This is a genomic window from Psychrobacillus sp. FSL K6-1267 (assembly GCF_038003265.1).
GTDB classification, from domain to species: domain Bacteria; phylum Bacillota; class Bacilli; order Bacillales_A; family Planococcaceae; genus Psychrobacillus; species Psychrobacillus faecigallinarum.
Genome location: NZ_JBBOOR010000001.1, coordinates 241,216 through 260,388 on the forward strand (window position 1 = coordinate 241,216; position 19,173 = coordinate 260,388).

A 19,173-nucleotide genomic window follows, 5' to 3' on the forward strand; every position below is an offset into this window, starting at 1 on the left:
TATAGCTTGAATACAAAAAACAGTCCCCGAGGGAATTCGGGGACTGTTTTTTATAATATTTCATTGTAAAGAATGCCTTCATCATTAAGCTGAATGACTTTTAAATAATTCTCGTCTTTAACAAAAACACTTTTATATGTTTTATTGCCATCAGAATCTTCAAAGAAAATTATTCGTGACCCTTTGTTATCCGTCTCAATATCTGCCACATATACTTGTAAATCAATAATGTCATCTAGAATTGGGTATTCAGGGAAGTCCTTTAGTACTTGGTTTTGCTTTGGTAGTTCTGCTTTAGAGCTGTTTTCGGTTAGTGTGCCATCTGCAGCTTTTTCTTGTCCATCGGAGCAACCGGCAAGTAGTGACAAACCTACCATAGCAACTAATAACTTTTTCATTTTTGCATGACTCCTTTATTATTTATTTAATTGTATTTAGAGAATACATCACTATTTATAATTATGAAAAAATTATTCCTTGAATAGTTATCCTAGAATACTGAATTTAGTAAGTCAAATGATACCCCTTATTCTTTGTCACCAATTTAGAAAAAAAATAATAATATAAGCAGATAAATTAAATAATTTGAAGTTACATTTAGGAGTGTGTTTATGCCTGCAATTAATGGAAAACAGTATATAGATCGCATTAATAGGTTGAATTCTGAAGTATGGATTGATGGAAAGCAAGTAACAGGCAACATATCTGAGCACCCGGCGTTCAAAGGCATTATGAAGACCCAGGCGGCGTTGTTTGATATGCAGCATGACCCTCAATACAAAGAAATATTAACCTATGCTTCGCCAACCACGGGAAATTTAGTAGGTTTGTCCTTTTTGGAGCCCAAGTCAAAAGAAGATTTGGCAAAAAAACGAATGATGGTGCAGGAATGGGCTCGAGTAACTCATGGATTGATGGGTAGAAGTCCTGATTATATGAATACGACCTTAATGGCATTTGCCTCTTCTGTTAAATTATTAGAAGGCAAAAAAAACTGTTTCCCTCAGTATTTCCGATCTTACTATGAATATGTACGAGAAAATGATTTAACTTTGACTCATAGCTTTATCGAGCCCCAAGTGAATCGAGCGTATTACTATTTAGAAACTGCAGAGGAGCCGATTGCGGCAAAGGTTATTGGTGAAAATGATCAAGGAATCATTATAAAAGGTGCGCGCCTTCTTGCTACACAGGGTGGAATTACCGATGAAATATTAGTACTCTCTACAGGTTCTTCATTAGAGGAAGGAAAGGGCTATTGCTTTTCTATCCCAAGTAATACGAAGGGAGTAAAATTTATATGTCGTGAGTCACTAGTTGGTGGCGAGTCAACCTTCAATTATCCACTTAGCTCCAAGTATGAAGAGATGGATACCATTGTAGTCTTTGATAATGTGTTAATCCCTTGGGAGCGTGTATTTTTTTATGATGATACGACCGTTGCAAATGACTTTATGATTAGTAGTTCGTTCCACTCGTTCTCCCTTCATCAGGTGATAGCTAGACAGATTATTAAAACTGAATTTGTCCTAGGAATTGTACAATCAATTATTAAAACTATTAATATAGCAGAGTACCAGCACGTGCAGGAAAAGGCGACAGAGGTAATCGTAGCATTGGAATCATTAAAAGCTCTGTTAATGAAATCGGAGATGGAAGCGAAGGTCAATAGTTTCGGACTCATGGAGCCAGATCGATTAACATTGCACGCAGCTATTACTATTTTTCCGCGTATCTACCCAAGGCTGACAGAAATCATTCAGCTATTAGGAGCAAGCGGGCTTATGTCTATTCCAACAGAAAATGATTTTAACTCACCCATTAGAAAGGATCTCGATCATTATATGCAGGCTAAGGCTGCCTCTGCTTTAGAGCGGGTAAAATTGTTTCGACTAGCCTGGGATCTCACGATGAGTCCATTCGGTACGAGGCAAACTATATATGAGCGATTTTTCTTTGGAGACCCAATACGCGTAGCAAGCCTGCTATACTCTGCCTATGATAAAGAGCCTTATGTTCAACGTATTAACGATATTTTATAGAGCTGCTTTAAATTTGGAGGAAATCTGGCTGAATAGGACGTTTACTATTGATTAAAGCTGATAATCCGCCAACTTCTCACAGAATTCTAACTTATAACCATATAATTTAGAAAGGCAAGAATGCATGATTTCAGCATTCTTGCCTTTAGCTATTCTGACTAAACTTATTTCTTTCTTCTAATAAGAGAGGAGTTGACCTCTTTCATCGAGGCAAACCCAGATAAAGCTAAAGTTACATCAATATCATTAATCATATTACGTAAAACATGCTCTACTCCTTGTTCTCCTGCAACAGCTAGGCCATAAATAAAAGGTCTGCCAAGTAGAACTACATCTGCTCCAAGTGCCTTTGCTTTTACGACGTCAGAGCCCCGTCTTATCCCGCTGTCTAATAATACCGGAATCTTCCCCTGGACGATTTCCGCTATGGATGGGAGGGCCTCTAGTGATGAAATACATCCATCTAGCTGTCTGCCTCCATGATTTGAAACTATAATTCCATCGACTCCGTGGTGTAAAGCTTTTCTTGCATCTTCCTCATGAAGAATACCCTTAAGCAAAATAGGAAGCTTTGTATGCTCCTTAATAGTTTTGAGATTCTCCCATGTTAATGAAGGATTAAAGATAATATCTACAATATTCTTGATGACCTCTGGATCGTCTGCAGAAGGAGGACTAGCAAACCTACCTTGAAAGACAGGATCGTGTAAGTAGTTTGCAGCTCCTTTTCCCAATTTTAAAGGAGAATAACGATTATTCAAGTCACGCTCTCTATTACCAAGAAGAGAGGTATCAATCGTTATTACAATAGCCGAGTATCCTGCTTTTTCTGCTCGACGCACCATACTTATTGCCATTTCTTCATCGTTTGACCAATACAACTGATACCAACGAGGGGTGTTTCCTAGGTTGGCGGCAATATCTTCTAAAGGATAAGAGGATAATGTGCTAGCTATAAAGGGTACTCCACAAGCGGCAGCAGCCCGTGCTGAAGCCAGCTCACCCTCTGGATGAAAAATACTTTGAACGCCGATTGGTGCAAGTGCAAAGGAGGAAGGAAAGGTAGTGCCTAGTAAAGTAGCTGAAGTGTCCCTGAAGCTCACATCATTCAAATACTGGGGCACGATATACCAATCCTCAAAGGCCGCCTCATTGGCACGAAGCGTGCTTTCATTGCCGGCTCCGCTATGGACATAGGTAAACGGCCCTTTTTCAATAGACTTGGAAGCCATTTGCTCTAACAGAGAAATAGAATGTGGTAGTTCCACATGAGAAATAGAACTTGTCATACATATCATCCTTTCAAAATTTAACTAGTTTTTTTCCCTAAATATGCCTCGACAACTCTTGGGTCCTCCAGTAGGTTACTCGCTTCACCGTTAATGATTATCTTTCCTGTCTCCATGACATAACCATAGTCTGCTACTTTAAGAGCCTGCTTCGCATTTTGCTCAACCAACAAAACGGTTGTACCGCTATCTTTAATTTCACGAATCATTTTAAAAATATCCGCTACGATTAAAGGTGCAAGACCCATAGAAGGCTCATCCAATAGCAAAAGTTTCGGCTTAGATAGTAGAGCTCTAGCTATAGCAAGCATTTGCTGCTGACCACCAGAAAGGGTGCCTCCTAATTGGTCCTCACGTTCTTTTAAAATAGGAAATTGTTGCATAACATTTTCGATATCCTTTTTTATGTCCTTATCATTTCTGTGGAAAGCTCCCATTTCTAGGTTCTCGAGAACGGTCATCGTAGAAAGGATAGCTCGCCCTTCTGGAACAAGGGCGATACCTTTTCGAACAAGCTGATCTGGTCTCATACCTGTAATGTTTTCTCCTAAAAATTCAACTGTTCCCTTTTGCGGTTTTAACAGACCGGCAATTGTTTTCATCGTAGTCGTTTTCCCAGCGCCATTTGCACCAAGTAGGGTTACAATCTGCCCCTGCTCTACTACTAGGTTCACATTTTTAAGAGCCTGTATTTTCCCATAAAATGTTTCAATACCAGATACCTTAAGCAATTTCTTCATCCTCCTCTGAGCCGAGGTAAGCTTCAATTACATCTTGATTGTTTTGTATTTCCGTTGGAGTACCTTCAGCAAGCTTCTTCCCAAAATTTAAAACGGTAATTCTGTCGCAAAGCTTCATAACAAAAGGCATGTCATGCTCTATCAATAAAACAGTAACTCCACGCTGTTGAACCTTTTTGATCAAATCAAATAAATTCTCTGTTTCTGTTTCATTCATGCCAGCTGCTGGCTCGTCTAATAATAAAAGCTTTGGATTACTTGCCAAGGCTCTGGCAATTTCCAATCTTCGTTGTTGACCGTAAGCTAAATTTTCTGCAATGGTATCTTCATATCTAGATAGACCTACTAACTCTAGTAATTCTAAAGCGACTTCATGGTTACTCTTTTCTTCATGCTTTTGAGATTTGGTTCTAAGTACGCTTGTTAAAACACCAGATTTATTTCGACAGTGGGCACCTACTAAAACATTTTCCAAAACAGACATTTGAGAAAATAACCTTATATTTTGAAACGTACGACAGATGCCTTTATCAGTGATTTTATGTGGCTTAATACCAGAAATATTTTCTCCGAGAAAAAGAATTTCCCCAGAGGTAGGGGCGAACATATTCGTAATTACATTAAACATAGTTGTTTTACCAGCACCGTTAGGGCCGATTAAGCCGAATATCTCTCCTTCGTTGATTTGGAAAGAAACATCAGTTAAAGCAGAGATACCACCAAAGTTTTTAGTTATATTTTTTAGCTCTAATACCATTGGAGTCCCTCCTTTTAAATGTAAATGTTCTCTTTAGCCAATTTAATACGGGGACATCTATAATTCCTTGAGGGCGGAAAGCCATCAACAAAATAAGAATTATTCCGTAAATCATGTATCTATATTCACTGATGAATCGCAATGCTTCTGGAAGAAGCGTCATAAAGGTTGCGCCGAATATTGCTCCCCAAATAACCTCACTTCCGCCAAAAATGGAGAATATTAAAATATCTATTGCACGGTGATAAGCGAAATCTGCTGGACTAATATAAGCTAATACATGGGCATATAAAGCGCCTGCGAAGCCTGCTAAAATAGCTCCCTGGGTGAAGGACAGTACTTTGTAGTAAGTGATATTAATACCCATCGCTTCCGCGGCTTTTTCATCCATTTTAATAGCAGCGTATGCTCTGCCTACACGTGACTTGTTCTGTCTGATAAAGAACCAAATGATGGAAATGGTAATTATTAGTAAAACAAGTACAACTATTAAATAGATAGCTTGATTGTTTTTAAGACCAAGCATATCTGGGTCAAAGCCTAAGTCTCTTAAAAATTGAAAAAGCTCTCTACCAAGATGGGGTATACCTGACAATCCAACCGAGCCCTTCGTGACAGAGTCCCAGTTTACAAAGATTACTCGAATTACTTCCCCAAAGCCTAATGTTGCTATAGCTAGGTAAACCCCGCTTAACCTTAGAGCAGGTATACCGATTAGAACCCCAAAAGCACCTGCAACTAAAGCGCCTAAAATAATACTTATATACAGAGGAACCTCAAAGTTGATAGTCAGTAGTGCAGACGTATAGGCTCCGATACCCATGAAGCCTGCATTTCCTAAAGATAATTGTCCAGAGGAAAGCGTTATGTAAATGCTTATCCCTAATATAATATTGATAAGAATGAAAGAGATAATTTGTAGATGGTATGGGTTTAAGATTTCTCCTAGCATGTCATCATCACCTTCCTGCCTCAGCGGTTTTATTGCCGAAAATACCCTGTGGCCTTATGAGAAGGATAAAAATAATGGCGATAAATGCAACAGCATCTCTGTATCCGGAGTCTCCATAGGCAACAATCATTGTTTCTGAAAGACCAAGGAGTAATCCTCCAACCATCGCACCCTTTACATTTCCCATTCCTCCTAGAATGATGATGGCTAAACCCTTTAAACCCATGGATAAGCCCATCTGAGGGTTAACAGAGTTAAAGGCCATGCCTACTAGAATTCCAGCAATTCCACCTAGAGCGGATGCCAGTATGACGGTAGTTGTAATGGTTCGCTTCGTATTCACACCTAGTAAACTGGCAGTCTCTAAGTTTTCAGCAGTCGCACGTAATGCCTTTCCAGCTTTCGTTTTAGCGAGCCAGTAGGAAAGTACAACCATCAAGGTAATAGAAATAGCAAAAATTAAAATTTGTACTAAATAAATTGTAATTGAACCAACTTGAATTTGAATTTGTGCAAAAGAATGGCGGAACGGATGATTACCTGCGCCAAATAAATGATGGGAGAGATTCTCCAATAATATGGAAACCCCAATCGTACTGATCAAAGGGGCTAGATGCGAAACTCCCTGTTTACCGCGTAGGGGGCGAAGTGCAATTCTTTCTAACAAGTACCCTAAGATAGCAGTCACAATTACTGCTGAAAGAAAGGCTACCCACAGTGGTAAGCCTAATACGCTTGTTACTAACACTCCTATAAAAGCACCAATCATGAAAATCTCACCATGGGCCATGTTAAGGATACCTAGTACTCCAAAGACAAGCGTAAATCCAAGGGCAACGATCGCATAAATGCTTCCGAGTGTTATTCCGTTAATGATTTGTTCTAAAAGCAAGAAAGCTCACCCTTTCAAAATAAGGTAAGGGCTATGCACCCTTACCTGTATTAGTTAAATTTTGAACTACTCAAACAACTGGAATTCTCCATCCTGGATGATAAGAACTGTAGGATCCATTATTACGTCTCCGTCCTTGTCAAAAGAAATCTTCCCTAGGATGCCTTCTAAATCCTTAATTTCAGCCAGAGCATCACGAAGCGCATCTCTGTCTGCTTCTCCAGCATTTTTTAATGCCTCTGCAATAATATAAAGAGCATCATAGGCCTGTGCAGCGAACTGGTCAGGCTTGTGACCATACGCTTCTTCATATTTTTCTACAAAAGCTTGAACTTTTTCATCTGGTTTATCCGCAAACCAAGGAGTTGCAACAATTAATCCGTTAGATGCTTCTCCGGCAATTTCAATTACTTGAGGGGAGTTGAATCCATTACCTCCAACAAAAGGAACATCAATCCCCATTTTTCTTGCTTGGTCCATGATTACTGCACCCTCATTATATAGAGCGGAAGCCAAGATTAGATCTGGCTGAAGATCTTTAATCTTAGTAAGTTGCGCATTATAATCGGACTGTCCTTTTTGAAAGGTCTCGATTGTTAAAATTTCAAGCCCCATATTTTCAGCTTCTGCCTTCATCGTATCGAATCCGGACTGAGTGAATAGATCATCATTTCCATATAGAATAGCAACTTTTTTAGCTCCATATTTGTCTACCGCTTTTTCCAATGCAGCAGGGATTGCTAGGGATTCTGGTATAGAATTACGGAATACATAATCTCCAATCTGAGGAATACCTGCCGCGGTAGTGGAAGTCCCCATAATTGGGATACTATTGAGATCAGCTTCAGGTCCAACAACGTTCATCTCTGTACTTAATGTTGGTCCTATGATTGCAACAATATCGTCCTGACTCATCAATTTTTGACCCACAGATAATGCCTGCTCTTGTTTTCCGACTGAATCTTCAATTGCAAGCTCAATTTTTACATCGCCTTTTTCATTAATTTCTTCTAAAGCTAATTTCAATCCATTTGTGATTGCTTCTCCATAAGCAGCACCAGGACCTGTCATGTATGAGATAACCCCAATTTTTGCTGAAATCGTTCCATTCTCGCCTTTGCTATTTTCTCCACTTGAAGTTGAAGATTCTCCCGTTCCACAAGCTGCCAATAAAACTAACATCATAATGGAAAGCAAAATAGATAGTTTTTTAAAAGTCTTTCCCATTCCCAAACCCCCTAAAGATAATTGTGAAACATATATCTATATTAAAGCCTTTATAAGGATGATGTAAAGTTAATATTTAGAATTGTTATAATAGTAAGAATTTGATTGGTTGGGTTAGAATTCTATAAAACATAGAGAAATTCAAAATTAATAGAGTATGTTAGGGCATAATGAGGATTTAAAAGGTTACTAATAAATAATAATATTTTTAAGTTTTTATCTTGTTTTAGGAAATTTATTAGGGTAAGTAAAAAAATATATACTTTTATTACTATTTAATTTATTATATTTTAATATAACATTCGATTAATATTGAAATATCTGAAATTATGAATAGGGGCGTAATTGATGAGAGAAAAAAAGAAAAGGTCCTGGTTTAAGGTACCGCACACATATACATTAATATTTACTATTATTATAATTGCCGGACTAGCTTCTTATGTAGTACCCGCAGGAGAGTTTGAACGAGTAGAAGATGAAGAATCAGGGAGAACGCTTGTAGTAGATGGAAGTTACAAAGAAATAGAGAGCGATCCAGTGAGCTTTTTTGAGCTGTTTACAGCTATTCCGATGGGTTTAGAAAAAGGCGCACAAATTATTTTCTATATCTTTTTAGTAAGTGGTGTATTTGGAATCATCCATAAAACTGGTGCTATTGAAGCTGGAGTGTATAAAGGAGTACGTGCTTTAGAAGGTAAAGAAAAGCTTCTGATTCCAATGAGTATGATTCTCTTTTCTATAGGAGGATTTACTATGGGGATGGCAGAGGAAGCCATCATTTTTGTCCCAATTGGAATAGCAATAGCTCGAGGAATGGGTTTTGATGCAGTGACAGGTACAGCAATGATTACACTTGGAGCTGCTAGTGGATTTTTTGGAGGTATGTTAAATCCATTTACGGTAGGTGTAGCACAGTCGTTAGCCGATGTACCTTTATTTTCGGGTATTGGCTTTCGTTTCGCTGTATACATATTAGTTTTGGGCTTTGCGATTTGGTATGTGATGCGCTATGCCTTCAAGGTGAAGCGAAACCCTGAACTTAGCGTTATATATGATATTGAACAAAAAGAAGTTAATGCAGATATGAAAAACTTTGCTAAACTGACAGGTAAACACAAGCTAGTTTTTTTGACAATGGCTATTGGAATAGGATTTAATATTTATGGAGTTTTTAACTGGGAATGGTTTATCACTGAGCTGGCAGCCTCGTTTTTAATAATGGGAATTATAGCAGGATTACTAGGTGGTCTAAACACTACACGTATTTTTGACTCTTTTATTGACGGAGCAAAAGCGGTAACATTTGGTGCATTAATTGTTGGATTTGCACGTGCAATTACCGTCGTATTAGAGGAAGGGAAGATTATAGACACTATCGTGTATTATGCTGCAGAAGGTATTGGTAATCTTCCTCAATCAATTAGTGTGATCGGCATGTTATTTATTCAAGCAGTGCTTAACTTATTTATATCCTCTGGTAGTGGTCAGGCAGCAGCTACAATGCCAATAATGATTCCTATAACAGATCTGCTAGGCCTTGAAAGACAAGTGGCGGTATTAGCATTCCAATATGGAGACTCTATTACCAATTCAATTATTCCTACTTCTTCAGCTTTGATGGGTTATTTGGCTGTTGCTGGTATTCCTTATGAACGATGGGTAAAATTTATATGGAAAATGATTCTTGGCTGGGCTATTATTGCATGCTTTGCATTACTAGTGGCTGTTGCCATTGGTATTTCCTAAATGTTCGCTTTGTAAGGTGAATAATCTATTTTAAACTAAGTATATATGAGAGGATTGTCCCTAGGTAGGGGCAATCTTTTTTGCATTTTAAATGTAAGGCATGAAAGGTATTTATAATCAAGCCTAAATTTCAAAAGTGATAAAATAGAGATAAGCGTGTAGCACAAATGAAAAGGACACCTGGGAAGGGATTTAGATGATGAATCAATGGATCTCTAAAATAGAATCCATATTTATGTCTGGTCTAACAGATGTAAATTTCGAAGCGAATAGATAATATAGATGAGTTAGTAGGAACAGAAATCGATTCTGAGATACGGAGTATTATGGAAAATGGTAGGGTTAAATCGGTTGAGGGTGAGCCAGATGAAACTACATTGTTTGTCAGGTATCATATTTATGACAACGGACTTATTGTAAAAGAATTTCAAACTAACGAATCAGCCCCAATTCAATATGAAATAGTATCCAAGGTAGAGGAAGCACAGGCGAATAAACCTAAAGACAAAAACTTTTTTGAAGCTACCGCTGACTTTCTATTTATGGATGATTTCCGAACATTAACCGATCCAAATGCGTCTTTTTTGGATAAAGGAATAGCTGCTGCCTCCCTTATCCCTCTTCCTGTAGGAAAAGCAGTAAAAGGTGGCGCAACAGCTGTAAAAGCTATAGACAATGCCGTTGATGCCTCAAAAGCTGCAGATAAGGTGGGAGATGCTTCTAAAATTGTAGATAAGTTACCTCCTATTGAAAATGGACCATATATTAAAAATGGAAAACCACGAGGTAGACCACAATTATCAGGGGACAAAAAAATAGAATTTGAACGGAATGTATATGAAAACAATGTTGGACCTGATGGCATTTTACGTGATCCTAATACGATGGAGGTCCTTGATTGGAAGCCAGGTCTACCAAGAAAAGGTGCAGTAGACTTTGGACATCGACAGGGATATGAGTATCATCCTATGTTTGAAAAATATAGGAATCGTGAAATAACCTTAGAAGAATTGAAAGAGTTCCAGTTTAATCCTGAAAACTTTAGGATAGAGAGTCCTGGAGCAAATAGAAGTCGTAAATTCGAAGGGAAATGATAAGGATATGAAAATTACAAATGTGTTTGATGCAGTACTTAAGGGAACCTTTGAGGATTTTAAAAATTTTTATAACGGAGAGGCAAATCAGATTAATCCGCATAGTAAGTTTAACTTGTTGTCTACCGCAATGCTTAATGATAAGAATCCCGAGGATAAGCTTGCCATTACTAAATATCTATTAAAAGACGGCATAGACGTCTCCTTTACAGACTCTTTGTATAATAGAAATGCTCTCCATACTTTTTTCTTTAACATTATGAAAGGTCCAAAAGATTATATGGAAACGGTTGTTAGACTACTAGTAGAAAATGGTGTGGACGTAAATGCCGTGGACAAATTTAACTCTATACCATTAAAATATGCGATAACAGTCAATAAAAACACTACAGAGGATATGAAGGATATTTATTATTATTTAGTGGAAAAGGGATCCGATGTAAATATAAAGGATACTTTTAATAAATCGATTCTAGACTACGCGAAAGAGTTTCCTTGGAGAAATGACTTCTTGGAAATAGTAAAGGAGTATGAGCATGGATAATAGAAATGATGCATATGGCGGTTTCATGATATCCAAAAACGTATTGAATGGTGTACCCATCCGATATAGCTTTAGAGAACCGAGTACAATTCCTCAATTAAACGGATGGAATATTTTTTCGGAGTTAGACGATGATGAATATGTGAACAATCCTGATAATTTTGTCATTGTGAATGCCGAAACTATCTATTCACTGGCACCTCAGATGCTAGAAATTTTTGAAGCACCATATGGGACAGATTTATTTTGGGTATATGAAGAAAACGTACACATCGGTTTTTATGATTTAGTGGCTGATAAGACAACATCAATTGAGCAAATTCTAGCATAGAGGTAATAAGCTGGCAGTAGAAAACTTACAAGAAATTTTAGAAGCTAAATAAGAGGAGGAAAAGGGTGTCCAACAATGGGCGTCCTTTTCTTTTCGTTTAGAAATGGTAAAGGTATGTACAGGACGCACAAACATTCCTATCATGCTAAAATAGAGCTAACAGAAACATAGAAAGGGTTTTAGATGATGAAAAGTACAATAAACGAAAAGAAAATTAAAGAATTATGTGGCATTACTGCTTATAAAAAGGGTAAGGCTTATTTTCTTGCGGATAAGGTACATCTTCATCCTAGCCCGAACAATCAAAAAGTGATGGAAGCTACTGTGAAGGCTGGAGAAGATTTCATTGTTACTATAAAAGCTGACTCTGCTGGAGAGGTTGTAGCTACTTGTACATGTCCCCCAGTAGGATTCATTTCCACCTATTGTCAGCATATTGCCGCTACCCTCATATCAATCGATGAAAAGCAGCGAATGGATGGATATTTGGCAGAAAGAATGCTGAATCTATTCGAAAAAAAGACATCACCTCCTACAGGTAAGCAATTACATTTTGATGAAAGAAAGATTTTGGAGATGGAGTTTACTTGCTGTTCAGTACCCTTGGATGATGAAGCATATGGATTCGGTATTCAGTTAGCTATTGGTCTCGGATCCTTTCATGAAATCAAGCAAGTAGCGAAGTTTTTAAACGAGATGGAAAGAAGAAGGCCTTTCGAATATTCTACAGGCAGCTTCTACTCACCGGAAATTTATAGCTTTTCAAAGGAAACGGATGATGTACTTCAATTACTGATGAAAAGTCAGCGCTTAAATAGTAAGGCTAATATACAAGAGGATATCTTACTTATCTCGGTATCGGATTGGGAACGACTCCTACCTTTACTTGTAAAAGCACCAAGGGTCAAGTTTCTGCATAATGATCTATATTATGAAGGAATTCAGCTTGGACAAGAGCTGCCTATTCGTTTTGAATTTGATGAAGCGAAGAAGCCTGATTATCAGTTAAACGTAAAAGGTCTAGATTTAGTGACTGTTTTCCGATCTTACGGCTATGCCTTCTCCAAGGGGGTGCTGTATAAACTCCAGCCAGAGGAAGCAAGCAGACTCGCTGAACTCAAAAGTATGCTAGATCAGTCCGGGAAGCACGAGCTAGTCATTCTTGAGAAGAATATAGACCATTTCATGAAAACAGTCCTGCCGGGCTTGATGAAGCTTGGTCAGGTATATATAGCGGAGCCTATTTCCAAAAGGATGGGTGAGACACCACTCAAGGCCAAGTTATTTTTAGATAGGGTAAAAAATCGACTGCTAGCAGGCTTAGAATTCCATTACGGCCATCTGCTAGTCAATCCCTGTGAAGAAACAGAGGAATCCTTTACTCATTTTCCTGGAGTGCGGCGTCAAAGAGAAAAGGAGCTTGAAATCATGAAGCTCCTATTGGACTGTGGGTTTACCCAAACACCAGGGGGATTTTACTTGATGGATGAGGAAGACGAATATAACTTCCTATACTATGTACTGCCTAACGTGGAAAACTGGGTGCAGGTATATGCTTCTACTGCTGTAAAGATACGAGTTATAAAGGAATATACGGGTCCGAAGATAAGAATTGAGATGAAGGAAAGAACAGAATGGCTAGAGTTTCGGTTCGAGCTGGATGGTATAAAAGAAAAAGAAATTCAGCACCTTATGACAGCCATTGAAGAGAAAAGAAAATTTTATCGAATACCAAATGGCAATTTAGTATCGCTTGAAACACCCGAATTTTTGGATCTCGCAAGATTCATGGAGGATATGGAGGTAAGCAGTGAACATTTCCGAGAAGGAATGAAAGTTCCACTCCTAAAAGGAATGCAAATTGCACAGTCTTTGAGTCATGGAGATTTACTAGAGCCTGGTTTACAATTTGCGAAGCTTCTAAAAAACTTAAACGACCCTGCAAATCTGGAAGAGGATGTGCCAAGAGGGTTAGAAAATGTGCTACGAGATTATCAAAAAGCAGGATACAGATGGTTTAAGCTTATGGCATCCTATGGATTTGGAGGAATACTCGCAGACGATATGGGCCTGGGGAAAACGCTGCAAAGCATTGCTTTTATAGAATCAGTGCTACCTGAGGTTCGGGCACGGAAACAACCAATATTAGTAGTTTCCCCAGCCTCACTTCTTTATAACTGGACAAACGAGTTAGAGAAGTTCGCACCCCATATAGATGCACGAATTATTGACGGTAGTAAGGCGGACAGAAATACAGCATGGCTCACTGCAACAGATGCGGATGTCATTGTTACCTCCTATCCTACATTGAGAATGGATACTGACCGTTATCGGGATATGTTCTTTCATACGGTGTTTTTTGATGAGGCACAAGCATTTAAAAATCCTATGACGAAGACGGCTAGGGCGGTAAAAATGCTGCAGGCCAAGCATCGATTTGCACTTACTGGAACACCGATAGAAAATTCCTTAGACGAGCTATGGTCTATTTTCTACGTAGTATTTCCTGGTCTATTGCCAAACAGAAGAGAATTCAGTGAAATGAGAAGAGAGCATATAGCGAAGCAGGTTCGCCCATTTATATTGCGTCGTATGAAAAAAGATGTTTTAGAAGAGCTGCCTAAGAAAACCGAGATGGTTATCTACTCCGAGCTTCAGGTGGAGCAGAAAAAGCTTTATGCAGCTCATTTGGCAGAGCTAAAGCATGATGCTCTGAAGCATTTGAAGAAAAAAACCTTTCGAAAAAATCGTATCAAGTTTCTAGCGGGACTCACAAGACTTAGACAGTTATGCTGCCACCCAGCCCTATTTGTTGAAGGCTATGAGGGTAGCTCGGCAAAGTATGAACAACTGATGGAGATTCTAGAGGATTGTCGTATGACCGGTAGACGAGTGCTTGTCTTCTCACAGTTTACTCAAATGCTAGCAATCATTCGGAGACAGCTTGTCAAACAGGGTGCACCTTACTTTTATATAGACGGACAAACCCCTCCAGTTGAACGTGTCAGTCTATGCGAACGTTTCAATAACGGTGAGGGTGACTTATTTCTCGTGTCATTAAAGGCAGGGGGTACTGGTCTCAACCTTACTGGAGCAGATACGGTTATCCTGTACGATTTATGGTGGAACCCAGCTGTTGAACAGCAGGCTGCTGACCGCGCCCACCGTATGGGACAAACAAATGAGGTTCAAGTCATTCGACTAGTTGCGAAGGGTACCATTGAAGAGAAAATAACCCAGCTTCAACACAGAAAACAAAGTCTAATCGAGGAAGTTATTCATTCCGAAAAGGATATGCTCATTAGTATGAGCGAAGAAGACATTTTAGAAGTTTTGATAGGAGAGTAACTTTAATAAAACAAGATAAAACACATCATAAATATACAATGTGAGAAGTCTTTAGTAATGATTATTTCATCTGACTTTCCGACATAAGAATTATTTTATATATATATCTATCTCTCATTTCCATTTATCCTAATAAATGGAATACAATATTATCAATAAAATGGATATGGGAGGGAGCTTATGAAGGTATTAGATGTCGATCAATTACAAATAGGGTTAAAAGATAATATTTCTATGCTTGATAGACTTCAAACGGAAACAGAGACTATTCATCAAAATATTAAAGGGTTAGTTGGTATGAACGAAGTACTAAAAGGGCACGGAGGGAATTCCATCCGGGCTTTTTATGAGGAGTGTCACTTACCCTTCCTTGAATTTTTTCAACTTTTTACTACGGAATATAAACGAGTGCTGCAGTCCACCGAGAACGCATTACTTTCACTTGAACCAAGTACCGCAGGACATATGGTTGAAAGATATATGGATGGTGAAATAGAAGAAGGACTCAAGATGATCTCAGATCTTACAAAAAATTTAGTAGAAGCGACAAATAGCATTATAGATCAGGTCTCTGATATTGTTTCGCTACCTCATCTGGATGATAGTGATGTGCAGGATGGAGTTGTAAGATCTAGAACTAAAAAAGATGACACATTAGATAAACTATATGAGTTTGATAATACACAGTATACTGCCTTGTTATCTATTGAAAATGGTATAAGCTTAATGGAAAACTGGGTTACTGATATAGAGGCATTAATGCAAAGTGGACTAACAGATAAAGACTTTCAAAATAATAAATGGAATTTACTATCGGTCAATAGCGAGCTAACAGTTGCATTAGAAACTCAAACGTATCCTATTTTAAGTTGTTCAATTAAAAATGAACATGAAAAGCTGATTGGCACTGAGCTATCGGCAGATACCTTTAATTTAATGAAGGGTAAGCTAGAAAGAACGGTAGAGCGAGAATTATTTGGTGATTTCACTTTAATAAATTATCACGAATATGAAAATGGACTTGTAATTAAAGAATATAGTTTAAAAGGAGACGGCACCATTTATTACGAGATTGTCTCGGAAGTAAAAGAGGAAATATTGTCTCCAAAAGAAGCTTATAAATTAGGGGAAGATGAATATATTGAATATATTTCATCCTTGTCTGACGGGGAAAAGGAATTATTCCTAAGAAAGTTAATGGATGCACAGGTAGAGGAAGAAATGAAATTGACAAAAGGGATATTAGACTTTCTCATTTTAGATGACGTTAAAGCTCTTTTTGGTCAAGATTCTTCTTTATGGGAAAGAGGGCTAGCGGCTGCTGGATTTATACCAGTAGGTAAGTTAACAAAGTTGGGGAAATTAGCTAAACTAGGTGACAATGTTGATGATATCCCTACAAATAAAATAGATGATGTACTTGAGGCTAGAGGAATAAAGATTGTCGATGGTAGAGTAGGTAATAAAATACCAGTAGAGGAATTTCAACATATAAGAGGTGCCTCTATTCATAATCCAGATGCAAGCTCTATGACGCTTGGAAAATATACGCCCTCTGTCAAGAATGGAAAAGAAGACTGGACTAAGCCGGGACCAGATTCTTATATTGCTAGAGCTGGAAATAATTCCACTTACTTTGATTTGGGAGGCGACTGGGGTACAATTCAAAGAAAATATAACTTGTCCGACCAAGAGATGTTTGATTACCTAAATGTACCAGCATTAGATGATGCTGTTGCTAGTGGCAAAGCAATAAGGTTTTCTCACAATCCCAATGACTACAAAGGAAGCTATCTTAACCAGGAGTGGGAATATTTAAAAAAGGAGCATGGCTTTACTGAACTAATTGAAGAAGGAGGAATGTGGTATGCAGAAAGATAATACTGTCACTGCAAAGGACACTGCAAAGATATTTACTAAAGCAATGAGAGAGTATTTCGGAGACCGAGTAGATAATTACTCAATCTATAACTTAACAGATACACCTCATCAAACGTTTTCCATAGATTTTCAAGCATATAAATACTTCATCATTACGTTAACCTATGATAGAGGCAGCTTTGGTTGTGCTATAAACTATGGTAAGTCTAGCATAGGATTAGATAATAGTCAGCAATGGTTCGATAAAGCAGATATGAATGTCTTTTTAAGAGAACTGGAACAACAGCTTGAATTAAGAATACCAGATAAATTCTTAGAATTTAACGGTTGGAAATAGATGGAAATAAGGTGTACAAATGAAAAGGATTTAAATACAGTTTTTAAGTATCGGATTGGAAAGAATATTGTTATATTTGGAAAATTAGAAAATAAAGTAGATGCTGTTTCTTCAGCAGCTCTCAGACTGTAGACAAACACCATGAATTTTGGTGTTTTGCCTACAATCTTTTTTCTTTTAAGAGATAAAGCTAGAAATGTTGATCTCCGCTGCGAGCGGACGCTTTCCGCGGGCACGGCTTCAGCCGCTTCCCTCGCTACGCTCAGTCCAGGGTCTTCAGCTCGCGCTATTCCCGCTGGAGTCGCCGCTCTCCGCTCCAATCAACAGTGCTTCCTATTAAAGGAATGAGGGGATGGATAGGATGACCAAGAATCAAACTCAATGAACGCGAACAGTTGGAGATACTGACCATAGAGCAGTTGGTTCCTAAAGACCATCTGGTGCGCAAACTGGATGCGGCAATTGATTTCTCCTTTATCTATCGATTAGTTGAAGATCTTTACTCAACCATTGGGAGACCCAGCATAGATCCTGTAGTACTGATCCAAGTGACATTCATCTATTACACCTTTGGTATCCGTTCCATACGCCAGACAAACAAGGAAATTGAAACGAATGTGGCATACCGTTGGTTTCTAGGATTCGACTTTCATACAGAGGTTCCTCACTTCTCCATGTTAGGTAAAACTATGTCCGACGTTTCGCAGATACTGATCTGTTCGAGCAGATCTTACATACCGATCAACCACAAAGGAAGGATAGTGCACGCATAGTAAGAATCACCAAAAAATGATTCAACGCCACATTTGGCATGACTACCTGGATGTAGCTGAAGACTTGCGACACAACCATTAAAGAAGTATATGGAAAGAGTAAAGAAAAGCATGGTATACGATGGACAACCCTAAAGGAATTAAAAAAATTGTCCATGCAGGCGATGCTGACTTTTGCTGCCTTAAATTCTAAGAAACTAGCCGGTTTGACATGGAAAACCCAACCTGGCGTAATAAGAACCAAAATGATAAGCTGCAACGGACTTTTTCACCGATTTAACCTAGATTAATTGGAAAAGGGTTGGAAATCGAAATGGTTTCCAACCCTTTTGTCTACACTCTGGCAGATACTCTTTCTTCATTATCTGTTTTTTATTTTTCGGCTTATTTATGGAATAATTTTCATCTAAAGTATAACTATCGTCTACTGGGAAAGGGGTGAAATAAGATGATAGTCATATTAATAGCAATATGTTTTGTGACTCTTTTAGTTAGTTTAAATAATCCATCTGTAAAGGGATCTATTGGAGAGTGGCAAGTAAAACGTCGTTTAAAGGGGTTAAATGAAGAGGAATATATTGTACTTCATGACCTGTTGCTTCCTTACGAGGAAGGAACCACCCAAATTGATCATGTTGTGTTATCAACGGTAGGTATATTCGTTATTGAGATAAAAAATTATAAGGGATGGATTTATGGTAAAGAGAAGCAAAAATATTGGAAGCAAGTAATTTATAAGAACAAATATAATTTTCTCAATCCAATTATGCAGAACTTTGCTCATCTAACTGCAATACAAACGTTACTAAAAGAAATGTACGATGGACCTTATTATTCAATAATAGCATTTAGTAGTGAAGCTACCTTTAAAAATCTAGAAATAAGTTCTGACCATGTACGAGTCTTATACATATCAGGTCTTTTTAAAACGATAAAATCCTATGAACAGAAAGTAATCCTTCCTTATCGAGTGAAACAGATTGCAAAAATATTAATAAATGCGAATATACAAGGAAAAGAATCAAGAAAAGTCCATGTTCGAGAAATAAAAACCAAACTAAATATGAATATTTGTCCCCGTTGTAAAAGCCAACTTATCACTAGAACAGGTAAATATGGTGATTTTAAAGGTTGTTCTAATTTTCCAAAATGTCGGTATGTGCTAAAGTGATTGGAAATCTAAAGCAAATTATAAATATTAGAGTAAAAAGGGGTAACAT

The 19,173-nt window shown here is 37.9% G+C and carries 16 protein-coding genes and 1 pseudogene; 10 read left to right on the plus strand and 7 right to left on the minus strand.

The genetic code is table 11. The annotated features are described in order from the left end of the window. Positions 1–50: 50 nt before the first annotated feature. Positions 51–398 (minus strand): hypothetical protein, encoded by a 348-nt coding sequence (locus MHB55_RS01260; protein WP_340862380.1) that lies wholly within the window; start codon positions 396–398, stop codon positions 51–53. A gap of 213 nt (positions 399–611) precedes the next feature. Here MHB55_RS01260 and hpaB point away from each other — a divergent pair, with 213 nt between their 5' ends. Beyond that, positions 612–2,042: a 4-hydroxyphenylacetate 3-monooxygenase, oxygenase component gene (hpaB, locus tag MHB55_RS01265; RefSeq protein WP_340862381.1), complete on the plus strand. Its 1,431-nt coding sequence runs from the start codon at positions 612–614 to the stop codon at positions 2,040–2,042. 164 nt (positions 2,043–2,206) lie between these two features. Here the strand turns inward: hpaB and MHB55_RS01270 are convergent, their stop codons facing one another. The 6 genes from MHB55_RS01270 to MHB55_RS01295 all read right to left on the minus strand — a co-directional run bounded on the left by MHB55_RS01270 (position 2,207) and on the right by MHB55_RS01295 (position 7,899). Then, entirely contained in the window at positions 2,207–3,331 is a 1,125-nt protein-coding gene (locus tag MHB55_RS01270) for an alpha-hydroxy-acid oxidizing protein (RefSeq protein WP_225216037.1), read from the minus strand. Positions 3,332–3,351: 20 nt separating this feature from the next. Further along, positions 3,352–4,062: an ABC transporter ATP-binding protein gene (locus MHB55_RS01275; RefSeq protein WP_144538402.1), complete on the minus strand. Its 711-nt coding sequence runs from the start codon at positions 4,060–4,062 to the stop codon at positions 3,352–3,354. Further along, positions 4,055–4,828, minus strand: a complete 774-nt coding sequence (locus MHB55_RS01280; protein ID WP_144538403.1) for an ABC transporter ATP-binding protein — start codon at positions 4,826–4,828, stop codon at positions 4,055–4,057. Before MHB55_RS01280 ends, MHB55_RS01275 begins: the two co-directional genes overlap by 8 nt. Continuing rightward, on the minus strand, positions 4,800–5,780 hold the full coding sequence (locus MHB55_RS01285) for a branched-chain amino acid ABC transporter permease (RefSeq protein ID WP_144538404.1): 981 nt from the start codon (positions 5,778–5,780) through the stop codon (positions 4,800–4,802). The genes MHB55_RS01280 and MHB55_RS01285 overlap by 29 nt, the downstream gene beginning before the upstream one ends. 7 nt (positions 5,781–5,787) lie before the next feature. Beyond that, on the minus strand, positions 5,788–6,672 hold the full coding sequence (locus tag MHB55_RS01290) for a branched-chain amino acid ABC transporter permease (RefSeq protein WP_144538405.1): 885 nt from the start codon (positions 6,670–6,672) through the stop codon (positions 5,788–5,790). Positions 6,673–6,738: 66 nt separating this feature from the next. Next, entirely contained in the window at positions 6,739–7,899 is a 1,161-nt protein-coding gene (locus MHB55_RS01295) for an ABC transporter substrate-binding protein (protein WP_340862382.1), read from the minus strand. A 348-nt stretch (positions 7,900–8,247) separates the two neighbouring features. Between MHB55_RS01295 and MHB55_RS01300 the strand changes: the two genes are divergently transcribed. From MHB55_RS01300 to MHB55_RS01340, 9 genes and pseudogenes are all read left to right on the plus strand, one after another. Continuing rightward, on the plus strand, positions 8,248–9,645 hold the full coding sequence (locus tag MHB55_RS01300; RefSeq protein WP_144538407.1) for a YfcC family protein: 1,398 nt from the start codon (positions 8,248–8,250) through the stop codon (positions 9,643–9,645). 326 nt (positions 9,646–9,971) lie between these two features. After that, positions 9,972–10,739, plus strand: a complete 768-nt coding sequence (locus MHB55_RS01305; protein WP_225216036.1) for a GH-E family nuclease — start codon at positions 9,972–9,974, stop codon at positions 10,737–10,739. Positions 10,740–10,746: 7 nt separating this feature from the next. Then, positions 10,747–11,283: an ankyrin repeat domain-containing protein gene (locus MHB55_RS01310; RefSeq protein ID WP_144538408.1), complete on the plus strand. Its 537-nt coding sequence runs from the start codon at positions 10,747–10,749 to the stop codon at positions 11,281–11,283. Further along, the gene (locus tag MHB55_RS01315; protein WP_154311869.1) at positions 11,276–11,614 is read left to right on the plus strand and encodes a DUF2185 domain-containing protein; all 339 of its coding nucleotides are present in this window, start codon (positions 11,276–11,278) and stop codon (positions 11,612–11,614) included. The genes MHB55_RS01310 and MHB55_RS01315 overlap by 8 nt, the downstream gene beginning before the upstream one ends. Before the next feature lie 186 nt (positions 11,615–11,800). Next, positions 11,801–14,962 carry an SNF2 helicase associated domain-containing protein gene (locus MHB55_RS01320; protein ID WP_144538410.1) on the plus strand — a complete coding sequence of 1,054 codons (3,162 nt, stop codon included), beginning with the start codon at positions 11,801–11,803 and terminating at the stop codon, positions 14,960–14,962. A gap of 180 nt (positions 14,963–15,142) precedes the next feature. Further along, positions 15,143–16,843, plus strand: coding sequence for an LXG domain-containing protein (locus tag MHB55_RS01325; protein WP_144538411.1), 1,701 nt, complete (start codon positions 15,143–15,145; stop codon positions 16,841–16,843). After that, a complete protein-coding gene (locus tag MHB55_RS01330; RefSeq protein WP_225321605.1) occupies positions 16,830–17,180 on the plus strand; it encodes a hypothetical protein in 351 nt (116 codons plus the stop codon). Before MHB55_RS01325 ends, MHB55_RS01330 begins: the two co-directional genes overlap by 14 nt. Positions 17,181–17,541: 361 nt before the next feature. Next, a pseudogene (locus MHB55_RS01335) lies at positions 17,542–17,916 on the plus strand (transposase); the annotation flags it as partial. A gap of 485 nt (positions 17,917–18,401) precedes the next feature. After that, a complete protein-coding gene (locus MHB55_RS01340) occupies positions 18,402–19,124 on the plus strand; it encodes an NERD domain-containing protein (RefSeq protein WP_340862383.1) in 723 nt (240 codons plus the stop codon). Positions 19,125–19,173: the final 49 nt, after the last annotated feature.

Excerpts from the sequence above, each read along its gene's own strand:
- MHB55_RS01260 (WP_340862380.1), bottom strand. The coding sequence starts at position 398 with ATGAAAAAGTTATTAGTTGCTATGGTAGGTTTGTCACTACTTGCCGGT.
- hpaB (WP_340862381.1), top strand. The coding sequence starts at position 612 with ATGCCTGCAATTAATGGAAAACAGTATATAGATCGCATTAATAGGTTG.
- MHB55_RS01270 (WP_225216037.1), bottom strand. The coding sequence starts at position 3,331 with ATGACAAGTTCTATTTCTCATGTGGAACTACCACATTCTATTTCTCTG.
- MHB55_RS01280 (WP_144538403.1), bottom strand. The coding sequence starts at position 4,828 with ATGGTATTAGAGCTAAAAAATATAACTAAAAACTTTGGTGGTATCTCT.
- MHB55_RS01285 (WP_144538404.1), bottom strand. The coding sequence starts at position 5,780 with ATGCTAGGAGAAATCTTAAACCCATACCATCTACAAATTATCTCTTTC.
- MHB55_RS01295 (WP_340862382.1), bottom strand. The coding sequence starts at position 7,899 with ATGGGAAAGACTTTTAAAAAACTATCTATTTTGCTTTCCATTATGATG.
- MHB55_RS01300 (WP_144538407.1), top strand. The coding sequence starts at position 8,248 with ATGAGAGAAAAAAAGAAAAGGTCCTGGTTTAAGGTACCGCACACATAT.
- MHB55_RS01305 (WP_225216036.1), top strand. The coding sequence starts at position 9,972 with ATGGAAAATGGTAGGGTTAAATCGGTTGAGGGTGAGCCAGATGAAACT.
- MHB55_RS01310 (WP_144538408.1), top strand. The coding sequence starts at position 10,747 with ATGAAAATTACAAATGTGTTTGATGCAGTACTTAAGGGAACCTTTGAG.
- MHB55_RS01315 (WP_154311869.1), top strand. The coding sequence starts at position 11,276 with ATGGATAATAGAAATGATGCATATGGCGGTTTCATGATATCCAAAAAC.
- MHB55_RS01320 (WP_144538410.1), top strand. The coding sequence starts at position 11,801 with ATGAAAAGTACAATAAACGAAAAGAAAATTAAAGAATTATGTGGCATT.
- MHB55_RS01325 (WP_144538411.1), top strand. The coding sequence starts at position 15,143 with ATGAAGGTATTAGATGTCGATCAATTACAAATAGGGTTAAAAGATAAT.
- MHB55_RS01330 (WP_225321605.1), top strand. The coding sequence starts at position 16,830 with ATGCAGAAAGATAATACTGTCACTGCAAAGGACACTGCAAAGATATTT.
- MHB55_RS01340 (WP_340862383.1), top strand. The coding sequence starts at position 18,402 with ATGATAGTCATATTAATAGCAATATGTTTTGTGACTCTTTTAGTTAGT.